At 72.1% G+C, this 19,522-nt stretch carries 20 protein-coding genes; 14 read left to right on the top strand and 6 right to left on the bottom strand.

The window, feature by feature from the left end; translation table 11 throughout:
• The first annotated feature begins 21 nt into the window (after positions 1-21).
• Positions 22-1,467 (top strand): NAD(P)/FAD-dependent oxidoreductase, encoded by a 1,446-nt coding sequence (locus DEJ27_RS15405; RefSeq protein WP_111091362.1) that lies wholly within the window; start codon positions 22-24, stop codon positions 1,465-1,467.
• A gap of 5 nt (positions 1,468-1,472) precedes the next feature.
• Positions 1,473-1,916, top strand: a complete 444-nt coding sequence (locus tag DEJ27_RS15410) for an SRPBCC family protein (protein ID WP_110859412.1) — start codon at positions 1,473-1,475, stop codon at positions 1,914-1,916.
• Between the two features lie 75 nt (positions 1,917-1,991).
• On the opposite strand, the gene DEJ27_RS15415 is transcribed toward DEJ27_RS15410, so the two are convergent.
• Positions 1,992-2,810: a shikimate 5-dehydrogenase gene (locus tag DEJ27_RS15415; protein ID WP_111091363.1), complete on the bottom strand. Its 819-nt coding sequence runs from the start codon at positions 2,808-2,810 to the stop codon at positions 1,992-1,994.
• A 95-nt stretch (positions 2,811-2,905) separates the two neighbouring features.
• On the opposite strand from DEJ27_RS15415, the gene DEJ27_RS15420 reads away from it, so the two are divergent.
• From DEJ27_RS15420 to DEJ27_RS15430, 3 genes are all read left to right on the top strand, one after another.
• Entirely contained in the window at positions 2,906-3,832 is a 927-nt protein-coding gene (locus DEJ27_RS15420) for an NADP-dependent oxidoreductase (protein ID WP_258369835.1), read from the top strand.
• Between the two features lie 97 nt (positions 3,833-3,929).
• Positions 3,930-4,124, top strand: a complete 195-nt coding sequence (locus DEJ27_RS15425; RefSeq protein WP_027466823.1) for a PspC domain-containing protein — start codon at positions 3,930-3,932, stop codon at positions 4,122-4,124.
• A gap of 56 nt (positions 4,125-4,180) precedes the next feature.
• The gene (locus DEJ27_RS15430) at positions 4,181-5,587 is read left to right on the top strand and encodes an L-serine ammonia-lyase (RefSeq protein ID WP_111091364.1); all 1,407 of its coding nucleotides are present in this window, start codon (positions 4,181-4,183) and stop codon (positions 5,585-5,587) included.
• A 24-nt stretch (positions 5,588-5,611) separates the two neighbouring features.
• On the opposite strand, the gene DEJ27_RS15435 is transcribed toward DEJ27_RS15430, so the two are convergent.
• From DEJ27_RS15435 to DEJ27_RS15455, 5 genes are read right to left on the bottom strand one after another with little or no spacing between them, the layout of a single operon-like run.
• The gene (locus DEJ27_RS15435) at positions 5,612-6,448 is read right to left on the bottom strand and encodes a class II fructose-bisphosphate aldolase (RefSeq protein WP_181430175.1); all 837 of its coding nucleotides are present in this window, start codon (positions 6,446-6,448) and stop codon (positions 5,612-5,614) included.
• Entirely contained in the window at positions 6,445-7,446 is a 1,002-nt protein-coding gene (locus DEJ27_RS15440; protein ID WP_111091365.1) for a 1-phosphofructokinase family hexose kinase, read from the bottom strand. Before DEJ27_RS15440 ends, DEJ27_RS15435 begins: the two co-directional genes overlap by 4 nt.
• Complete coding sequence (gene nagA / locus DEJ27_RS15445) at positions 7,443-8,561, bottom strand: N-acetylglucosamine-6-phosphate deacetylase (RefSeq protein ID WP_111091366.1); 1,119 nt, start codon at positions 8,559-8,561, stop codon at positions 7,443-7,445. Before nagA ends, DEJ27_RS15440 begins: the two co-directional genes overlap by 4 nt.
• Positions 8,558-9,469, bottom strand: coding sequence for an ROK family protein (locus DEJ27_RS15450; protein ID WP_110859417.1), 912 nt, complete (start codon positions 9,467-9,469; stop codon positions 8,558-8,560). Before DEJ27_RS15450 ends, nagA begins: the two co-directional genes overlap by 4 nt.
• On the bottom strand, positions 9,469-10,347 hold the full coding sequence (locus tag DEJ27_RS15455) for an SIS domain-containing protein (protein WP_110859418.1): 879 nt from the start codon (positions 10,345-10,347) through the stop codon (positions 9,469-9,471). Before DEJ27_RS15455 ends, DEJ27_RS15450 begins: the two co-directional genes overlap by 1 nt.
• 133 nt (positions 10,348-10,480) lie before the next feature.
• Between DEJ27_RS15455 and DEJ27_RS15460 the strand changes: the two genes are divergently transcribed.
• The 9 genes from DEJ27_RS15460 (at position 10,481) to DEJ27_RS15500 (ending at position 19,440) form a co-directional block, all read left to right on the top strand.
• Positions 10,481-11,269, top strand: a complete 789-nt coding sequence (locus DEJ27_RS15460) for a DeoR/GlpR family DNA-binding transcription regulator (protein ID WP_181420018.1) — start codon at positions 10,481-10,483, stop codon at positions 11,267-11,269.
• A 147-nt stretch (positions 11,270-11,416) separates the two neighbouring features.
• Entirely contained in the window at positions 11,417-12,646 is a 1,230-nt protein-coding gene (locus DEJ27_RS15465; RefSeq protein WP_111091367.1) for a Gfo/Idh/MocA family protein, read from the top strand.
• Between the two features lie 23 nt (positions 12,647-12,669).
• A complete protein-coding gene (locus DEJ27_RS15470; RefSeq protein ID WP_111091368.1) occupies positions 12,670-13,995 on the top strand; it encodes a sugar ABC transporter substrate-binding protein in 1,326 nt (441 codons plus the stop codon).
• 9 nt (positions 13,996-14,004) lie between these two features.
• Complete coding sequence (locus tag DEJ27_RS15475) at positions 14,005-14,982, top strand: carbohydrate ABC transporter permease (RefSeq protein WP_111091369.1); 978 nt, start codon at positions 14,005-14,007, stop codon at positions 14,980-14,982.
• Positions 14,979-15,839, top strand: coding sequence for a carbohydrate ABC transporter permease (locus tag DEJ27_RS15480; RefSeq protein WP_250893249.1), 861 nt, complete (start codon positions 14,979-14,981; stop codon positions 15,837-15,839). The genes DEJ27_RS15475 and DEJ27_RS15480 overlap by 4 nt, the downstream gene beginning before the upstream one ends.
• Complete coding sequence (locus tag DEJ27_RS15485) at positions 15,836-16,609, top strand: hypothetical protein (RefSeq protein ID WP_111091370.1); 774 nt, start codon at positions 15,836-15,838, stop codon at positions 16,607-16,609. Before DEJ27_RS15480 ends, DEJ27_RS15485 begins: the two co-directional genes overlap by 4 nt.
• A gap of 34 nt (positions 16,610-16,643) precedes the next feature.
• Positions 16,644-16,838, top strand: coding sequence for a hypothetical protein (locus DEJ27_RS15490; RefSeq protein WP_017887924.1), 195 nt, complete (start codon positions 16,644-16,646; stop codon positions 16,836-16,838).
• A gap of 54 nt (positions 16,839-16,892) precedes the next feature.
• A complete protein-coding gene (locus tag DEJ27_RS15495) occupies positions 16,893-18,578 on the top strand; it encodes a bifunctional 3'-5' exonuclease/DNA polymerase (protein ID WP_111091371.1) in 1,686 nt (561 codons plus the stop codon).
• Positions 18,579-18,621: 43 nt separating this feature from the next.
• Positions 18,622-19,440: a phosphatase PAP2 family protein gene (locus DEJ27_RS15500; protein WP_110859425.1), complete on the top strand. Its 819-nt coding sequence runs from the start codon at positions 18,622-18,624 to the stop codon at positions 19,438-19,440.
• The last annotated feature ends 82 nt before the right edge of the window (positions 19,441-19,522 follow it).

A 19,522-nucleotide genomic window follows, 5' to 3' on the forward strand; every position in this document is an offset into this window, starting at 1 on the left:
ACGAGTCCCTAGGCTCGGTGCATGGTTGATGCGGTGGTCGTCGGAGCGGGACCGAACGGGCTCGCGGCAGCGGTGACGCTCGCACGCGCCGGACTGTCGGTCGAGGTCGTCGAACGGAACGACACGATCGGCGGCGGCGCCCGCACGGCCGAGCTCACCCTGCCCGGCTTCCTGCACGACGTCTGCTCCGCCGTGCACCCGATGGCCCTGCAGTCGGAGTTCTTCCGGCTGTTCCGCATGGAGGAGCGCATCGAACTCCGCCTGCCCGAGGTGCAGTACGGCCACCCGCTCGACGGCGGCCGTGCCGGCATCGCCTACCGGGACCTCGACCGCACCGCCGCCGAGCTCGGGGTGGACGGGCCGGCCTTCAAGCAGCTGATGGCCCCGCTGTCGAACAACGCCGACCAGGTCGCCGACTTCGCCACCGACGCGCTGCTGCACGTGCCGCGGCACCCACTGACGGTCCTGCGCTTCGGCCTGCGGGCGCTCGAGCAGGGCACCGCCGCGTGGAACCTGCGCTTCCGCGGCGAGGCCGCCCCGGCGATGGTGTCCGGCGTCGCCGCGCACTCGATCCAGCACCTGCCCTCCCTTTCCACCGCGGCGGCGGCACTGTCACTCGGCTCGTACGCGCACGCCCGCGGCTGGCCGGTGCCGATCGGCGGCAGCCAGGCGATCGTCGACGCGCTCGCCGCCGACCTCGTCGCGCACGGCGGCCGCATCGTCACCGGGCAGGAGGTCCGGTCGCTGGGTGACCTCACCCCGGCGAAGGCGGTGCTGTTCGACACGAGCGTCCCGGGCATGCTCCGGATCGCGGGCAAGCAGATCCCGACCCCGAAGCGTGGGGCACTGCGTCGCTTCCGGTTCGGCAACGCGGCGGCGAAGGTCGACTTCGCGCTGTCCGACCCGGTGCCGTGGACCAACGAGTCGCTGCGGAAGGCCGGGACCGTGCACATCGGCGGTACCCGCCAGGAGATCGCGGCGGCCGAACGCGCCGTGGCGCACGGGCAGCACGCCGAGCGCCCGTACGTGCTCGGGGCGGAGCCGACCGTGGTGGACCCGACCCGGGCCCCGGCCGGCAAGCACGTCTTCTGGGCCTACGCGCACGTCCCCGCGGGGTCGGACGTCGACCCGACCGAGGCCGTCACCCGCCAGATCGAGCGGTTCGCGCCGGGGTTCCGCGACACGATCCTGTCGTCGAGTTCCCGCACCGCCGTGCAGATGGGCGAGTACAACCCGAACTACGTCGGTGGCGACATCGCCGCCGGTGCCGCGAGCTTCTGGCAGCTCGTCAAGCGCCCCGTCCTCTCCAGCGACCCGTGGCGGATGGGCGGTGGCATATACCTGTGCTCCGAGTCCTCCGCCCCGGGCCCCGGCGTGCACGGCATGGCCGGGTGGCACGCGGCGAAGAGCGCACTCCGGCACACCTTCGGCTTGCCGGAGGACGTCGACCTCACCCCGGAAGGCTGATCACCATGGCGAAGAACGTCCGCATCCTGCACTGCCGTCCCGAAGCCGTCTTCGACGTGCTCGGCGACGGTTGGCTCTACACGACCTGGGTGGTCGGGGCCTCGCGCATGCGCAAGGAGGAGTCCGGCTGGCCGCAGGTCGGTACCCACCTGCACCACTCGTTCGGCGCGTGGCCGATCGTCATCAACGACGTCACGACGTCGCTGGTGTGGGAGCCGCCGCACCGCATGGTCATCCAGCCGAAGGGCTGGCCCATCGGCGAGGCCCGCGTCGAGCTGACGGTCGAACCGCACCGGCACGGCTGCAAGGTCACGATCACCGAGAACGCGGTGGCCGGGCCGGGATCGTACGTGCCCGACTTCCTCATGCAGCCGCTCATCTGGATCCGCAACCGCGAGACGCTCCGCCGCCTCGAGTGGGTGGCCGTCGGGCGCGCGGCGAACGCCTGAGACGCCCCACGAGACGGACGGGAGGCCCGTGGCGGCGTCGCCACGGGCCTCCCGTCCGCCCTGTGGGTGCGTCGACTACTCGGCGCGCGAGAACTCGCTGGCCCGCGCCACCTGGTCGTCGGTCAGGGCGACGCCCGTGTACCGCTCGAACTGGCGCGCCGCCTGCAGGGCGATGACCTCGGCGCCGGTGATGACGTGCTTGCCGGCGTCCCGCCCAGCACGGACGAGCGGGGTCTCCGACGGGAACGCGACCACGTCGAAGACGGTGTGGGCAGCTTTGATCCGTTCCGGTGCGAAGGCGAGTGCGTCCTGCTGGTCGCCGCGCATGCCGAGCGGGGTGACGTTGACGACCAGGTCGGTCTCTCCCGCCTCACGCTCGTCGGCCACCCACTCGTACCCGTACTGCGATGCGAGGGCCGGGCCGGTCTGTTCGTTGCGGGCGACGACCGTCAACCGGTCGAAGCCCGCGCCGCGGAACGCCGCCGTGACGGCCTTGGCCATGCCGCCCGAGCCGCGGAGCAGCACACGCGAAGCCGGGTCGACCTCGTGGGACCCGAGCAGAGCGGCGATCGCCTCGTAGTCCGTGTTCGACGCGGTGAGCACGCCGTCGTCGTTCACGACCGTGTTGACCGACTGGATCGCGGCGGCGGAGTCCTCGATGTGGTCGACCAGCGGGATGATCGCCTCCTTGAAGGGCATCGACACCGAGCAACCGCGGATGCCGAGCGCACGGATGCCGGCGACGGCACCGGGCAGGTCGGTCGTGGTGAACGCCTTGTACAGGAAGTTGAGGCCGAGCTCGTCGTACAGGAAGTTGTGGAACCGGGTGCCGATGTTGCTCGGTCGCGCGGCCAGCGACATGCAGACCTGCATGTCCTTGTTCAGGATGGGCATGCCCTCAGTCTCGCACCCTCTCCCTTTCGCGTCCTCGCAGGGATGGAGCGGTCCACGCAGACCGGGTGCCCCGCTCCGGGGTAGCGTCGGTGCCGATGACTGAGATCCCGGAGACCATGCGCGCTGTCCGCTTCGACGAGTGGGGTGACCGATCGGTCCTGCACGTCGCCGAGGTGCCCGTTCCCGAGGTGACCCCCGGGCGGGTGCTCGTCCGCGTCCGCGCCGCGGGCATCAACCCCGGTGAGTCGGCCATCCGCCAGGGTGCGTTCGGCGGCGACCTGCCGTCCGGACAGGGCACCGACTTCGCCGGCATCGTGGTGGCCGTCGGAGCCGAGGTCGACGGCGTCGACGAGGGCGAAGAGGTCATCGGCTGGTCGTGGGACCGCGCGAGCCAGGCCGAGTACGTCTCCGTGCCGGCCGTCCAGGTCGTCCAGAAGCCACGCCTGCTCGACTGGACCGTGGCGGGTGGCCTCGACGTCATCGCGACGACCGCGGCCGCAGCCGTGCGTGCGGTCGACCCGCGTCCGGGCGAGACCGTCGTGGTGTCCGGTGCCGCCGGCGGGGTCGGCGGCTTCGTCACCCAGCTGCTCGCGAACGAGGGCATCGACGTCATCGCCGTCGCGTCCGAGGCGAACCACGAGTGGCTCCGTTCCAAGCGCGCACGGCCGGTCGCGTACGGCGACGGGCTGCAGGAGCGCATCACCGAACTCGCGACGAACGGCATCGACGCCGTGATCGACACCCACGGTGCCGAGTACGTCCGGCTCGGCATCGCCCTCGGGGTGCCGGTCGACCGCATCGAGACGATCATCGCGTTCGACGAGGCCGCCGAGGTCGGGGCGAAGGCCTCGGGCAGCGCGGACACCGCCGACCCGGAGATCCTCGGGGCGCTCGCACTCGAGGTCGCGAACGGCGCGATCGAGGTACCCGTCGCCGCGACCTACCCGCTCGACCGCGTGCAGGACGCCTTCGAGGAGCTCGAGCAGGGCCACACCCGCGGCAAGATCGTCCTGATCCCCTGATCCCAGCGTCGCTCAGGGCTGGTCCGGGGGTTTCCCCACCACGGTCGGGGTGCGTCCCGGATGCGCTGGACCGACGGCGTTGCGTAGCGTCGTCGGTATGAGCACACTCTCCCGTCCCCGCAACGGTCGTCTGCTGGCCGGCGTCTGCGCCGGTCTCGCCGATCGCTTCAACCTGTCCCGCACCCTGGTCCGGGTGGTCTGGGTCATCCTGAGCTTCTTCCCCGGGCCGCTGTGGATCGCGTACGTCGTGCTGTGGTTCGTGATGCCGCCCGAGGGTGGTCGGCGGCGCTGAGCGGTCCGAGCCTCGGCGCTGAGCACCGGTCCGTCCGGACGGGTTAGTGTGGCGGCGTGCCGGTCTCCGTCTTCGATCTGTTCAGCGTCGGTGTCGGCCCCTCGAGCTCGCACACCGTCGGCCCGATGCGGGCCGGTGCCGAGTTCGCCACGCTCGTCCGTGGCCTGCCCGTCACGTCCGTGGTGGTCGACCTGTACGGGTCCCTCGCGTCGACCGGGCAGGGTCACGGTACCCTCGGTGCCGTCGTCGCCGGGCTCATGGGGTCGCACCCGGAGACCGTCGACCCCGATGCCATGGTCTTCGCGCTCGACGCGCTGGAGCGCGACGGTGTCCTGCGGCTCGACGGCGGTGCGAGCGTGCCGTTCCGCCTCGCCGACATCGTCCTGCACCCCCTGACGATGCTGCCCCGGCACCCGAACGCCATGCGGCTGCGCGCCCGTGACGCCGACGGGACCGATCTGGCCGACGAGACCTACTACTCGATCGGTGGCGGGTTCATCGCGCGGGACGAGGCGGCCGAGCCGGCGACGGACGCGTCGGCGGCCGTCGCCGGTGCCGCGATCCCGGTCGACGACGCCGTGCCCCACCCGTTCTCGAGCGGCGCCGAGCTGCTCGCCGCGTGTGCCGGTTCGGGCCTGCCGATCAGCGGCGTCGCCCTGGCGAACGAGGCGGTCACCCGGACGGACGCCGAGATCCGCTCCGGACTGCTGGGCATCCACGGCGTGATGGAGTCGTGCGTCGACCGGTCCGTCCGCAGGGGCGGGTGCCTGCCCGGCGGGCTCGACGTCCGCCGTCGCGCCGCCACCTGGCACGAGCAGCTCACCCGCGAGGACCCCGACCACGACCCGCTGTTCGCGATGGAGTGGGTGAACCTCGTCGCCATGGCGGTCAACGAGGAGAACGCCACCGGAGGCCGCGTCGTCACCGCCCCGACGAACGGCGCAGCCGGCATCATCCCCGCGGTGCTGTACTACGCGCTCACGTACGTGCCCACGGTCGCCGACGCTCCCGCCGCCGAACGCGACGATGCCGTCGTGCGGTTCCTGCTCACCGCCGGGGCGATCGGGTCGATCTACAAGGAACGGGCGTCGATCTCCGGCGCCGAGGTCGGCTGCCAGGGCGAGGTCGGCTCCGCCGCGTCGATGGCGGCAGCGGGGCTCGCCGAGGTCCTCGGGGGCACGCCGGAACAGGTCGAGAACGCCGCCGAGATCGCGATGGAGCACAACCTCGGGCTGACCTGCGACCCGATCGGCGGCCTGGTGCAGATCCCGTGCATCGAGCGGAACGCGATCGCGGCGAACAAGGCGATCAACGCCGCCCGCATGGCCCTGCGCGGCGACGGGGTGCACCACGTGTCGCTCGACCAGGTCGTCGAGACGATGCGGCAGACCGGGGCGGACATGTCGTCGAAGTACAAGGAGACCGCGATGGGCGGACTCGCGGTGAACGTCCCGCTCTGCTGAGCGTCGTGGTCGCGTGCTCGCGCGTCAGGCGTGCAGGAGCGTCAGCAGTCGCGCCGTCTCGGTGGCGATGGCGTCCCGGCCCGCCGACACGTACTTGCGCGGGTCGACGACGTCCGGTCGCTCGTCGAGCACGGTGCGGAGCGCACGGGTGAACAGGCCGTTCAGGTGCGTCGAGATGTTGATCTTCGTCATCCCCGCGTGCACGGCGCCGCGGAGTTCATCGTCGGACAGGCCCGAGGACCCGTGCAGCACGAGCGGCACCGGCACCGCGGCACGGAGGCGCTCGACCAGGTCGCGGTCCACCGAGGCCTCGCGGGTCTGCATCGCGTGCGAGGTCCCCACCGCGACCGCCAGGGCATCGACCCCGGTGTCGGCCACGAACGCGGCGGCGTCGGTCGGATCGGTGCGGACGCCGGGGGCGTGCACACCGTCTTTGCCGCCGACCTCGCCGAGCTCGGCCTCGATCCCGACACCCGCGGCGTGACACCGAGCGGCGAGCTCGCGGGTCGCTGCCACGTTGGCGGTGAAGTCCAGGTGTGAACCGTCGTACATGACCGAGTCCACGCCGAGTTCGACCCCGGCCGCGACCAGCTCGGGATCCTCGATGTGGTCGAGGTGCACGAGGACCTCGACGTCGGCGGCACGTGCGACCGCCTGGGTCGCGGTCGTGATCGGTGCGAGGCCGCCGTGGTACCGGACGCAGTTCTCGCTGATCTGCAGGATCACCGGCAGCCCGGCCAGCTCGGCGCCGGACACGATCGCCTCGGCGTGCTCGAGCAGCACCACGTTGAACGCACCGACCCCGCGGCGTGCCGTTCGGGCGGTGTCGAGCAGGCCGGTGAGGGCGAGGTCGGTGATCATGCGGGGGTCCTCGTTCGGTCGTGGGCGGGAGCGGGCTGGGTGGACAGGAAGCGGTGGACGTCTGCCGGGTCGACCGCGCCGGCCACCGGTTGGAGGACGGCGGCGGCCCCGTGTGCGGCGGCGGACCGCAGGGCTCGGAGCAGGGTGGCGTCGTCGGGGGCCGGGACGCTGCGAGCGCCGACGAGGACACGCACGAGCCCGGCGGTCGCTGCGTCACCCGCGCCGGTCGGGTTGCCCGAGACCCCGGGGACCGCCGGCACCTCGAGCACGTGCTCGGCGGTGTGGGCGGCGATGCCGTCGGATCCGCGAGACACCACGACGACCGTCGCGCCGAGTCCGAGGAGCCGGAGTGCCCCCGAGCGCTCGTCGTCGGTGCCCGTGGCCTCGAGCAGTTCCTCGCGGTTGGGCTTGCAGACCGTCGCCCCGGCCGAGGCGGCCGCCAGCAGCGCCGTGCCCGAGCAGTCGACCACCGAGAGCACACGGCGACGTCGAGCGGCGGTGACCCAGCGGGCGATGACCGTGGGATCGGTGTCGCGGGGCAGGGAGCCCGACACGACCAGGGCAGCTGCGGGCAGGGCATCGGCGGCACCGTCGGCACCGCCGGCACCGACACCACCGTCGAGGAGCGTCTCGACCGCGGCGGTGACCGTGTCCCACTCGGCTGGGCTGAGCACGGGGCCGGGCTCGCCGAACATCGTCGGGTGGGCGAGGTCGTCCACCACCGTCACGGTCGTGCGGGTCTCACCACGGACGGCGACGTCGGTGTGGACGAGCCCGAGGTCGTCGAGGGCGTGGGTGATCCAGTGCCCGCCGTCGCCGCCGAGGGGTAGCACGGCGTGGGTCGGCGTGCCGGTGGCGGCGAGGACCCGCCCGACGTTCAGGCCCTTGCCGCCGGGGCGCCGCTGGACCTCGAGCACGCGCTGGGTCTCGCCGATGCGCTGTTCGGCGACCCGGTAGGTCACGTCGACGGCCGGGTTCGGGGTGACGACGAGGATCATGCGACCACCGCCGTCGGCAGGGCTCGGACGCTGCCGCGCTCCGGGTCGAGCACGACCAGGTCGGCGGGGGCGCCCACGCTGAGTGGTGCCGGAGCCCCGAGCAGGTGTGCCGCACGCCCCGCGGACGCCGCGACGACCTCGGGTAGGTCGGTCCCCGCGTCGAGCAGGCGGCGGACGGCGTCGGCGACCGTGATCGTGCTGCCCGCCAGCGATGAACCATCGGCGAGCACGGCGAGCCCGTCGCGGACGGTCACCGCCGAGCCGGCGACCGTGTACGCGCCGTCGGGGCAGCCGGTCGCGGCCATGGCGTCGGAGACCAGGACCATCCGGCCCGGAGCACTGCGCTGCACGAGGGTGACCGCCACGGGGTCGAGGTGGTGGCCGTCGACGATGCACTCGAGCAGCACACGGTCGTCGGAGAGCGCGACCCCGACCGGCCCGGGCGCACGGTGGTGCAGCGGGGGCATCCCGTTGAACAGGTGGGTGACGAGCGAGGCTCCGGCGTCGATCGCACGGCGGGTCTGCTCGGCGGTGGCGTCGGTGTGGCCGATGGCGACGACGACCCCGGCTTCGACGAAACGGGCGACGACGTCGAGTGCACCCGGCAACTCCGGCGCGAGCGTGACGATCCGCAGGGCGCCACCCGCGGCGTCGCAGTAGGCGTCGACCTCGGCGGGGTCCGGGGCGTGCAGCAGGTCCACGCGGTGCGCCCCGCGACGGGCGGGCGCGAGCCACGGCCCCTCCAGGTGCAGGCCGGCGAGCGTGCCGTCCGCGACGAGCGGCCGGAGCCGGGCGAGAGCCGCCACGGTGTCCGCGCGCTGGCCCGTGGCGATGGATCCGACCAGGGCGGTCGTGCCCCGTGACCGGTGGTGTGCAGCGGCGGCACGGGCGTCCTCGGCGGAGCACACGGAGAAGTCGTGTCCGAGCGCCCCGTGGGCGTGCAGGTCGACGAACCCGGGCACGATCGCGCCGTCGACGGTGACGGCGGTGTCCGTGCGCATCGGGGACCCGGTGCCGGTCGCCAGCACGGTGTCGTCGTCACCGATGACGAGCCAGCCGTCGTGCAGGTCTGCCTGGGCCGTGACGATGCGATGGGCCCGGACGAGGGTGGTCACAGCAGGACCCCGGTCTCGGTCTCGAGCAGCGCGCGTGCGAGGATCCCTGCTCCGATGGCGCCGGCTGCGTCGCCGTGCCGGGCGGGAACGATGACGGGGACACGGACGCCCTGCAGCCGCTCCGTGACGGCGTCGCGCAGCGGGTCGAGCAGCAGCGGGCCCGACTCGGCGAGTCCCCCGCCGACGATGATCGTGTGGACCCCGGCGACCGTGGAGGTCCAGGCGAGTGCGTCGGCCAGGACCCCGACGCAGTCGTCCCAGACCGCACGGGCTGCGGGGTCGCCCTGGCGGACCAGGAGCATGGCGGCGTGCGCGGACGGAGCGCCGGAACGACGTGCGACTCCCCCGGCGGACGCGATCTCCTCGACGCGGTGGCCCGCGTGCGGACCGGTCTGGATCCGGACCTGCCCGATCTCCCCCGCCCAGCCACCGCCGGACACGACGACGCCGTCGACCACCAGGGCGCTCGCGAGCCCGGTGCCGACCGGCACGAACGAGACCGACCCCTGCGAGAGCGCCGGGTCACCGGCCCGGACCTCGGCCAGGGCGCCGGCGCGGACGTCGTGGCCGAAGGCGAGCGGCACGTCGATCCCCTGCCGCAGGAGCTCGGCGCGGACGAGGTCACGTACCGGGACGTCGCGCCATCCGAGGTTGACGGACAGGTCCACGGTGCCGCGGGTCTCGTCGACGACGCCGGGGGTCACCACCCCGATGGCTCCGAGCGGCGCCCGTCGCGTGGCCTGTGCGGCCAGTTCGGCGACGACGGCGGCGAGGCGCCCCGCGTCAGGGTCGTCGCGCGGCGTCGGTACCCGGGTCTCGTCGAGGACGAGTCCGTCGGCCGTCGTCAGCCGGGTCTTGATGCCCGTGCCGCCGACGTCGACCCCGAGCACCGCGCCTGCGCCACCCATCAGGTGAGGATGACCGACCGGGTGAGCGACCGGGGGTTGTCCGGGTCGAGCCCGCGTCCCTCGGCCAGGGCGACGGCGAACCGGTGCACGACGACGAGTCCGGCTATCGGGTCGAGGTCGTGCTGGACGAAGCGAGCACCGGTGGCGGCGACCTCGTCGGCCAGGCCCTCGGGCGCAGTGCCGAGCGACCAGACGAGCCGGCCGGGCTGGGCGATCGCGATGGGACCGTGCCGGTAGTCCATCGCCGGGTAGGACTCGGCCCAGAACTGCGCCGCCTCACGCGTCTTCAGCGCGGCTTCGAACGTCAGGCCGACGGCGGCCCCACGACCGACGAACGAGACCTGCTCGGCGTCGAGCAGGTCGTCGATGAGCACCGTCAGCGCGGTCTCGGCCTGGGCTGCGAGGGCGTCGACGTCGTCACCGATGGACGCCCGCAGCAGCGCGAGCGTCGTGGTCGCGAAGCGGGTCTGGACGACCGAGCGCTCGTCGGCGAAGGGCAGGGCGACCACCTGGTCGGCGACGGCCGCGGCGGGGCTGTCGGCGACCGCCGTGATCAGGACGGTCCGCTGGGACGGCAGGGCCTGCAGCAGGTCGACGATCTCGGTCGTCGTGCCCGAGCGGCTGATCATGAGCACGCGGTCGTACTCGCGGGACGCCGGGTACTCGGACCCGGCGAAGGCATCGGTCACGCCGAGGCCCGCCTGCTCACGCGCGACGGCGTAGCTCATGGCGATGAACCAGCTCGTGCCGCAGCCGATCACGGCCACGCGCTCGCCCGGCTGGGGGAGCGCATCGGCGAAGGTCGGCAGGAGCGCGGCGGCTGCACGCCAGGTCTCCGGCTGCGAGGCCAGTTCAGCGCTCACGAAGGTGTCGGTCATGGGAGCCTTCCGGGTCCGGATCGATCCGGGTGATCGATGATCAGGAAGCGTAGCGAGCGATCGTGCGCAAGGGAAGGGGAAAACGTCATTTCCGATCACCGTGCGACGGTGGTGACGCCGTAGGATGACCGTCATGACCCCCCAACAGCGGCTGAACGCCCTGCTCGAACTGGTGAGCGAACGCGGCAACGTGTCGATCGCCGAGATCGGGGAGCTGCTCGGGATCTCCGCCGCCACGGCCCGCCGTGACCTCGCGACCCTCGCTGACCAGCGGCTCGTCACGCGCACGCACGGGGGAGCGGCAGCACTCGGCGCCGGGTACGAGCTCCCGCTGCAGTACAAGATCGCCCGGCAGGCCGAGGCGAAGACGGCGATCGCCCGCGCGGCCGCCCGGTTGGTGCAGCCGGGGGAGACCGTCGGGCTCAACGGCGGGACGACCACGACCGAGGTCGCGCGTGAACTCGGCAAGAGCGAGCGGTTCATCCGCGCCGACGGCGAGTTCGGCATCACGATCGTGACGAACGCCCTGAACGTCGGGTACGAGCTGTCCGTCCGCGCCAACGTGAAGATCGTGGTCACCGGTGGTGTGGCGCGGCGGCAGTCCTACGAGCTCGTCGGGCCGCTCGTCCGGGACACCCTGGACGAGTTCGCCCTCGACCTCGTGGTGCTCGGCGTCGACGGGCTCACCGGCCAGTACGGTGCGACGACCATGCACGAGGGCGAGGCCGAGGTCAGCCGCCACTTCGCCTCCGTCGGGCGACGGGTCGTCGTGGTCGCCGACTCGACCAAGATCGAACGGTCGACCTTCGCCCGGATCTGCCCGCTCGACCGCATCGACGTCCTGGTCACCGACCGGCCGGTGCCGGCCTCGTTCGCCGCCGACCTGGCCAGCGCCGGCGTGGAGCTCGTCGTCGCCGACTGAGCGCCCCCTGCGGCCACCCCGGAACGGTCCGGACGTTTCGATCGTGTAAAACCCTCCCCGGCACGGATGCGTGAGCGATCTGTGAGCGCCTATTGTGCATTCATGATCGATTCGGCATCATGGGCGTCACATTCACGCAAGGGAGCGATGAGCATGGGCGCTGACAACGCAGGACTCCGCGTCGCGGTGATCGGGATGGGCCAGCGGTCCGCCATCGCGCGCCACGTGGCCGAGGCAACTGCCGACGACCCGTCGCTGCACGCCCGGGTCGTGGCCGTCGCGGACGTCACCGCGGCCGGCCGCGATCGTGGGCACGACGAGTACCCGGACGCCCTGGTGGTCGAACACCACCGTGACCTCACCGGCCACGTCGACGCGGCCATCGTCACCACGCCGGACTGGACCCACGCCGAGATCGCGATCGACCTGCTCCGCGCGGGCATCGCCGTCTACCTCGAGAAGCCGCTGGCCATCACGGTCGAGGACGCCGACGCCGTCCTGAACACCGCGGCGGAGACCGGCACGCCGCTGTACGTCGGGCACAACTTCCGGCACGCCGCCGTCGTCCGCCTGATGCGCGAGATCGTGGCCCGCGGCGAGATCGGCCAGGTCAAGGCCGTCTGGTGCCGGCACTTCGTCGGCAACGGCGGTGACTACTACTTCAAGGACTGGCACGCCGACCGCAGCAAGGTGAACTCCCTGCTGCTGCAGAAGGCGAGCCACGACCTCGACGTCATCCACGCGCTCGGCGGGGGTGACACCGCCCGGGTCGTCGGCATGGGGTCGCTGTCGGTCTACGGCGACGTCACCGACCGGCGCGACCGCAGCGGCGAGCTCATGGGGGACTGGTTCTCCCACGACAACTGGCCGCCGCTCGCCCAGACCGGGCTGAACCCCGTCGTCGACGTCGAGGACGTCTCGATGGTGATGATGACGCTCGACAACGGGGTGCAGGCCAGCTACGAGCAGTGCCACTTCACCCCGGACTACTGGCGGAACTACACCGTCATCGGCACCGAGGGACGCCTCGAGAACATCGGCGACACCGGTGGTGGCGTCGTGAAGGTCTGGACGCACCGCCGGGGATGGGACACGGCGGGGGACCGCGAGTACCCGATCGACGGCGTCGAGGACGGTCACGCCGACGCCGACCTGCTCACCATGACCGAGTTCCTGCGGTCCGTCGCGTTCGGCGAACCGTCGGAGCTCTCCCCGATCGCGGCCCGTGCCGCGGTCGCCGCCGGCGCGCTGGCCACGCGCTCGCTCCGCAACGGGTCCGTCCCCATCGACGTCCCCCCACTGCCGGCCGACACCATCGCGCACTTCACCCGTTCCACCCCCTCCACCCCGCATCCCGCCCAGACCGTCGGCTCCTGACGGCCGTGCGAAAGGACACCCCGATGACCGCACACATCCCCACCCGAGGAACCGGCGTGCGCCGCGTCCTCCTCGGCGCCGTCGCCGCCCTCGGCGCGGCCGCACTCCTGGCCGGCTGCTCCTCGTCGTCCGGGGCGTCCGGCTCCGGTGGCGACTACGAAGCGGCGCCGAAGGACACCAAGGCGTCCCTGACCTACGCCGTCTGGGACGAGAACCAGGTCAAGGCGATCAAGGCCAACCTGAAGGGCTTCAACGAGGAGTACCCGGACATCAAGGTCAGCGTCGACGTCACGCCGTACGCCAACTACTGGACGAAGCTGCAGACCCAGGGCTCGAGCGACACCCTGCCCGACCTGTTCTGGATGAACGGCCCGAACTTCCAGCTGTACGCGGCCAACGGCAAGCTCGCGCCGATCACCGGCGAGGTCGAGTCGGGTGACATCGACGCGTCGAAGTACTCGAGCGCGCTCAACGACCTGTACACGCACGACGACACCCAGTACGGCGTGCCGAAGGACTTCGACACCATCGGTGTCTGGGTCAACAGGTCACTGTTCGAGCAGGCAGGCATGGACCTGCCGTCCAAGGACTGGACCTGGGACGACTTCCAGCAGACCGGCGCCGAGCTGTCCGAGAAGCTGAAGGCGAAGGGTGCCTACGGGGCAGCCGGCGGCATGGACGGCCAGACGACCTACTACAACACGATCCTGCAGGCCGGGGGATCCGTCGTGAACGCGGACGGCACCGAGTCCGAGTACGCCACGAAGGCCTCCGAGGACGGCCTGCAGTTCTGGACCGACCTGATCGACTCGGGGGCATCGCCCTCGATCAAGCAGCTCACCGACACGACGGCCGACCAGTGGTTCACCTCGGGCAAGCTCGCGATGTACCAGGGCGGCAGCTGGTTCCGCTCCGCGCTGACCGGCACCGAGCTCGAGAAGGACGTCGTCGCCTACCCGCTGCCGAAGGGCAAGGAGCAGGCGACCGTCATCCACGGTGTCTCGAACGTCGTGTCCGAGGCGAGCAAGGACAAGGCCGCCGCCCAGGCGCTGCAGGTCTACCTCGCGGGCAAGACGGCGCAGCAGCAGCAGGGCGACATGGGCGCGGTCATCCCGGCGTACGAGGGCACGCAGAGTGCCTTCACGAAGACGATGCCCGACGCCGACCTGCAGGTGTTCCTCGACGCGGTGGACTACGCGAAGCCGCTGCCGGTGTCGAAGAACACCGCCGCCTGGAACACCCTCGAGACCACCCTGCTGCCGAGTGCCTTCGACGGGTCGAAGCCCGTCGACCAGGTGGCAGAGGACCTCGCACAGAAGATGGACGCCGCCCTCGCCAAGGAAAAGTAGGACCCGCGCGTGACGATCAACACCGAGCGGCCCCCGGCCGCAGTCACCCCCGCCCGGACGACACGTTCGTCCGGGCGGGGCGGCCCCGCGCCGCGACCCGGCGGCGGTCGAGCACCACGACGGACCGACGGCTGGTGGCCGTGGCTCTTCGTGCTCCCCTTGCTCGTCGGCGTCGGCACGTTCTACATCTGGCCGATCATCCAGACGTTCTGGTACTCGTTCACCAGCTGGGGTGTCTTCGGGGGCGCCACGTTCACCGGCGTCGCCAACTACGTCCGGCTCGTCGGTGACCCGCAGCTCTACCAGTCGCTGCTCAACACGGTGATCTACACCGTGATCGTCCTCGCCGGGATCCCGATCGCGGTGTGGCTCGCCAGTCTGCTGAACACCCCGGGGCTGCGGTTCGCCCAGTTCTACCGGGTGCTCTTCTTCCTGCCGTACGTCGCCATGCCCGCGGCGATCGCCCTGGTCTGGCGCATCATGTACAACGGCGACTACGGCATCGTGAACTGGTTCCTCGGGAGCTTCGGCATCGACGGCCCGTACTGGATCTCGACCCCGGGCTTCGCCCTGATCGCGGTGAGCCTGGTCGGCCTCTGGTCGTCCCTCGGGTTCTCGATGATCATCCTCGGCGCCGGGCTCAAGGACATCCCGCCGGAGCTCTACGAGGCAGCGGAGCTCGACGGCGCGAGCCGGTGGCGGCAGTTCCGCTCGGTGACCGTGCCGTTGCTCAGCCCGAGCATCTTCTTCGTGGTGATCGTCACGACGATCTCGAGCTTCCAGCTCTTCGACCTGCTGTACGCGATCCTCGGCAGCACCAACCCGGTGATCCCGAAGACGATGTCGCTCGTCTTCTACTTCTACAGCGCCGGGTTCATCGACAACGACAAGGGCTTCGCGGCCGCGATCGCCATGGTGATCTTCCTGCTCATCGGCATCGTCACGCTCGTGCAGTTCCGTGTCCAACGGAAGTGGGTGCAGGGATGACCGCCACCGTCACACCTCCTCGGGCCGCACGCCGGCCCGGCCGTCGCGGCGGCAGCCACTGGTGGATCCACGTCGTGCTCGGCGTCGGCGGGTTCGCGATGGCGTTCCCGTTCCTGTGGCAGATCATCATGTCGCTGTCCACGAACGCGCAGGTGCAGTCCGTCACGCCGGTCTTCTGGCCGGGGGAGCTGCAGTGGCAGAACTACGCGCAGGTCTTCGAACGACTCCCGTTCCTCAGCCAGCTCGGCACCTCGGTGTACGTCACGATCATCCGCACGCTCGCGCAGATCGTCCTGTGCACGCTCGCCGGGTACGCCTTCGCTCGGATGCGGTTCCGCGGACGGGCGGCTCTGCTCGCGATCGTGCTGTCGATCCTGCTCGTGCCCTCGCAGGTCTACCTGATCTCGCAGTACCAGATCGTGCAGGGGCTCGGCTGGCTCGACACCCTGATGGGGATCGTCGCGCCCGGGCTGTTCAGTGCCTTCGGCACGTTCCTGATGCGGACCGCGTTCCTGAACATGCCGCCCGAGCTCGAAGAAGCAGCGCGGATGGACGGCGCGAACCCGTTCCAGACGTTCTGGCGGATCATGCTGCCCCTGGCCCGTCCCTCGATCAGTGTGCTCGCGATCACGACCGTGCTGTGGTCGTGGAACGAGCTGCTCTGGCCGCTCGTGGTCTCCACCCGCGCCGAGGACATGCCGCTCGCCGCCGGCCTCGCGACGCTGTCGAGTGACCGCACGATCGACTACCCGGTGCTGATGGCCGCCAGCCTGATGGCGATGGCGCCGGTCCTCATCATGTTCGTCGTGCTGCAGCGTCGGGTGATGGACGGGCTCGCGTCGTCCGGTCTGAAGTGACCACCGCGACCCCCGGCCTGGAGGCCCGTCCCGCGTCCGTCGCGGTCCTCGCCGCCGCCGTGGGGTCACCGGACGACTCCGCGACGGTGGCGGCCGAACTGGCCGCCACCGTCGCCGACGCCGGGTCCGCGGAGCGGGACGCGCTGCTGGTGGCGGCGCTCCGCGCCGCGGTGCCGGAGAGCGCCGACGCCCTCGCGGAGCGGGGCCTCCCGCGCGCGCTCGCCGAGGCCTCCGTCGCCGACGTCGACCGCAAGCTCGGGCGCTACGGGCTGCACGGCACCGGGGTGGAGTGGCTCGTCGCCGTGGTGACCGGGCGTGTGGTGGCCGTGGGGCGCCTCCAGTTCGAACTCGGCGACCACCTGGCGGACGGCACACCGGCCTGGGGTGTGCACGTGCCGGAGACCGGGCCGCTCGACCCGGTGGCCTGCGACCGCTCGTTCGCCCGCGCGCCCGAGGTCCTGCGCGGCCTCGCGCCGGAGCTGGCTGCCGACCGGTGGCAGTGCCGCTCCTGGATGCTCGATCCGGGGCTGCCGGCCGCGCTCGGTCCCGATGCCAACCTCGTGCGCTTCGCCCGGCGCTTCCGTCTCGTCCCGCCGGGGGAGCACGACGCGACCGAGGGGGACGCCAGCGTCGCGAAGTTCGTCTTCGGGGTGCCGCTGGCGACCGCTCGGTCCGCGGCGCCGTCCGGTCGGTTGCGCGCGGCCGTGCTCGACCGGTGGGCGAGCGGTGGGCACTGGACCGAGCGGGCCGGCTCCGCACCGGTCGCGTGACCACCCGCAGCCCCGGCCGCGTACCGTGCACGGCATGACGAAGCCCGACCACGACCACCTCGACGACGGCGTCGACATGACGTTCGAGGAACGCCGACAGGACACGTTCCGCCGCATGTCCGGATCCGACGAGCACGACGCCGATCCCCGGGTCGAGGTCTCGCGTGCCGAGGACGGCGACGTCCGCATCGACGTCGCCGACACCGCGGCGGTCCGACCCGGCGAGTGACACCCGATCCGGCCCTGGTGCGTCGGGGTCGGTGGGGCACGGCATGATCGTGTCGTGCACCTCGTCCTCCGCCGCGTCGAAGGCGGCGTCCTCGCGACGCCCCTGACCGACGCGGGGACCGCCGGGGGTGAGCCGGTCCGCCTGGACGAACCGGGCCTCCCGGCCTTCGTCGCGGCCCACGACGCACCGGGCGTGCGCTGGGTGTGGGACGACACCGCGCGCTGGTACCCGGCCGTGCTCGCCGCTGGCGGGCGTGTCGGACGTTGCGTCGACCTGCGCCTCGGTCGTCGTGTCCTGCGGGCCGCGCTCGCTGCACGGGGATCCGCGCTCGCCGCTGCGCCGCCCGACGCCCTGGACGCCCCGGTCGCCGAACCCCGCGTGGTCCGACCGACGCAGGCCCAGCTCTTCGACGACGCCCTGTTCACCGCCGCTGCGCCCGACGACGAGGTCGACCCGGTGGCGGAGTTCCGCGCCCAACTCGCCGCACTGGCGGGGTCGAGCGCTCCGGGTGCGCTCCGCCTGCTGCTCACCGCGGAGTCGGCCGGGGCGCTCGTGGCGGCCGAGATGCTGCACGCCGGGCTGCCGTGGCGTGCCGACGTGCACGAGCGGCTGCTCGAGGGCGCCCTCGGGCCGCGCGTGCCCTACGGGGTGCGTCCGCGACGCCTCGAGGAGATCGCCGCCGTCGTGCGCGAGCGCCTCGACGACCCCGGGCTCAACCCGGACTCACCTGCCGACGTCCTGAAGTCGCTGCGCCGGGCCGGGCTGATGGTCACGAGCACGCGGAAGTGGGAGCTGCAGGAGATCGAGCACCCCGTCATCGAGCCGCTGCTCGAGTACAAGCGCCTGGCGCGACTGCTCACCGCCAACGGCTGGACCTGGCTCGACGACTGGATCCGCGACGGACGGTTCCACCCGAAGTACGTCGTCGGCGGTGTCGTCACCGGGCGCTGGGCGGCCGACGGCGGGGGAGCGATGCAGCTGCCGAAGGGCATCCGCGGCGCGGTCATCGCCGACCCCGGGTGGAAGCTCGTCGTGGCGGACGCCGCGCAGCTGGAGCCCCGGGTGCTCGCCGCGATGTCCGGCGACCGGGCGATGGCCTCGGCCGGCGACGGGCGCGACCTGTACGACGGCGTGGTGGCCTCGGGTGCAGTCGAGACCCGGCAGCAGGCCAAGGTGGCGATGCTCGGTGCGATGTACGGGGCGACCCAGGGCGAGGGCGGTCGGCTCGTGCCACGCCTGGTCCGGGCGTTCCCGCAGGCGCTCGACATGGTGGAACGGGCCGCGCGTGCGGGGGAGCGCGGCGAGCCGGTGACGACGCTGCTCGGGCGGACGTCACCGGTGCCCGAGGACTCGTGGTTCGAGGCCCGGAACCAGGCGTACACGGTCGAGGGGACCCCGGCGATGCAGCGTGCGGTCGAGTCCCGTGCCCGGAGCTGGGGGCGGTTCACCCGGAACTTCGTGGTGCAGGGGACCGCGGCCGAGTGGGCACTCGCGTGGATGGGGTCCCTGCGCTCGCGGCTGCTCGCGCGGTTCCCCGGAGCCGTGACGGACGGGCCGCACCTGGTGTTCTTCGTGCACGACGAGATCGTGGTGCACGCTCCGGAGGAGCACGCGGAGTGGGTGGCGACGCAGATCAGGGAGGCCGCCGTCGACGCCGGACGGCTGTTGTTCCAGGACTTCCCGGTGACGTTCCCGCTGTCGGTGGGGGTGGTCGGGGCGTACTCGGAGGCGAAGGACTGAAGCAGCCGGGACGGCTCCCGGCGGCTTCGGGCAGGGTGGACGGATGCACACCGAACGCGGGGACGCCGCCGACCGCACCGTCGGCGAAGTCGACCTGACCCGCTGGCGCTCCCGCGTCGGCCGCAGCGTCGCCGCTGCGTGGACTGCGCTCGGCAAGCGCTTCGGCGCCATGCCGGTGCTGCTGCTGACCCTCGCCATCGGCCTGGGCGTCGCCGTCCTCGCCACGTGGATCGCCTCCGAGGTCTACGACGCCGTCCGGGAAGCCGACGACGTCGCGGTGCTCGACCGACCGGTCCTCGACTGGGCCCTCACGCTCCGATCACCCACGGCCGACACCCTCGTCACGTGGTGGACGGACATCGCCGGCACGATCGGGATGCCGATCGTCGCGCTCGGGTTCCTGGTCGGCTTCACGATCCAGCGTCGTGCGTGGACGCCGCTGGTGCTCCTCGTGGCGGCGAGCGGTGGCTCGCTGCTCATGACGATCGCGGGCAAGGACCTCATCGGTCGCGCCCGTCCGCCGCTGTCCGACGCGGTGCCGCCGTACGAGACGTCGCCGTCGTTCCCGTCCGGTCACACGCTCAACTCCACGGTGATCGTGGGCACCATCGTGTACCTGCTGCTCCTGCGGCAGTCGCGCGTCGTCACCCGGGTGTGGACGATCGTCGTGGGCACCCTGTTCGTGCTGTCGGTCGGGGCGTCGCGGGTGTTCCTCGGGCACCACTGGCTGACGGATGTCCTGGCGGCGTGGGCGCTCGGACTCGCCTGGCTCGCCCTCGTGATCACGGCGCACCGGTTGTACCTGACGGCGCTCCACCACGGTGCCGAGCCCGCGCCGGACGTCGACCGCATCACTTCGTGAGCAGAAGACGTCGGGTCGTTCGCCCGCACCCGACGTCTTCTGCTCACCGAGTCTCCGGGCGCCACCCCGCCCGCCCCGCCGC

This window comes from Curtobacterium sp. MCPF17_018, from assembly GCF_003234135.1.
In the GTDB taxonomy this organism is placed as follows: domain Bacteria; phylum Actinomycetota; class Actinomycetes; order Actinomycetales; family Microbacteriaceae; genus Curtobacterium; species Curtobacterium flaccumfaciens.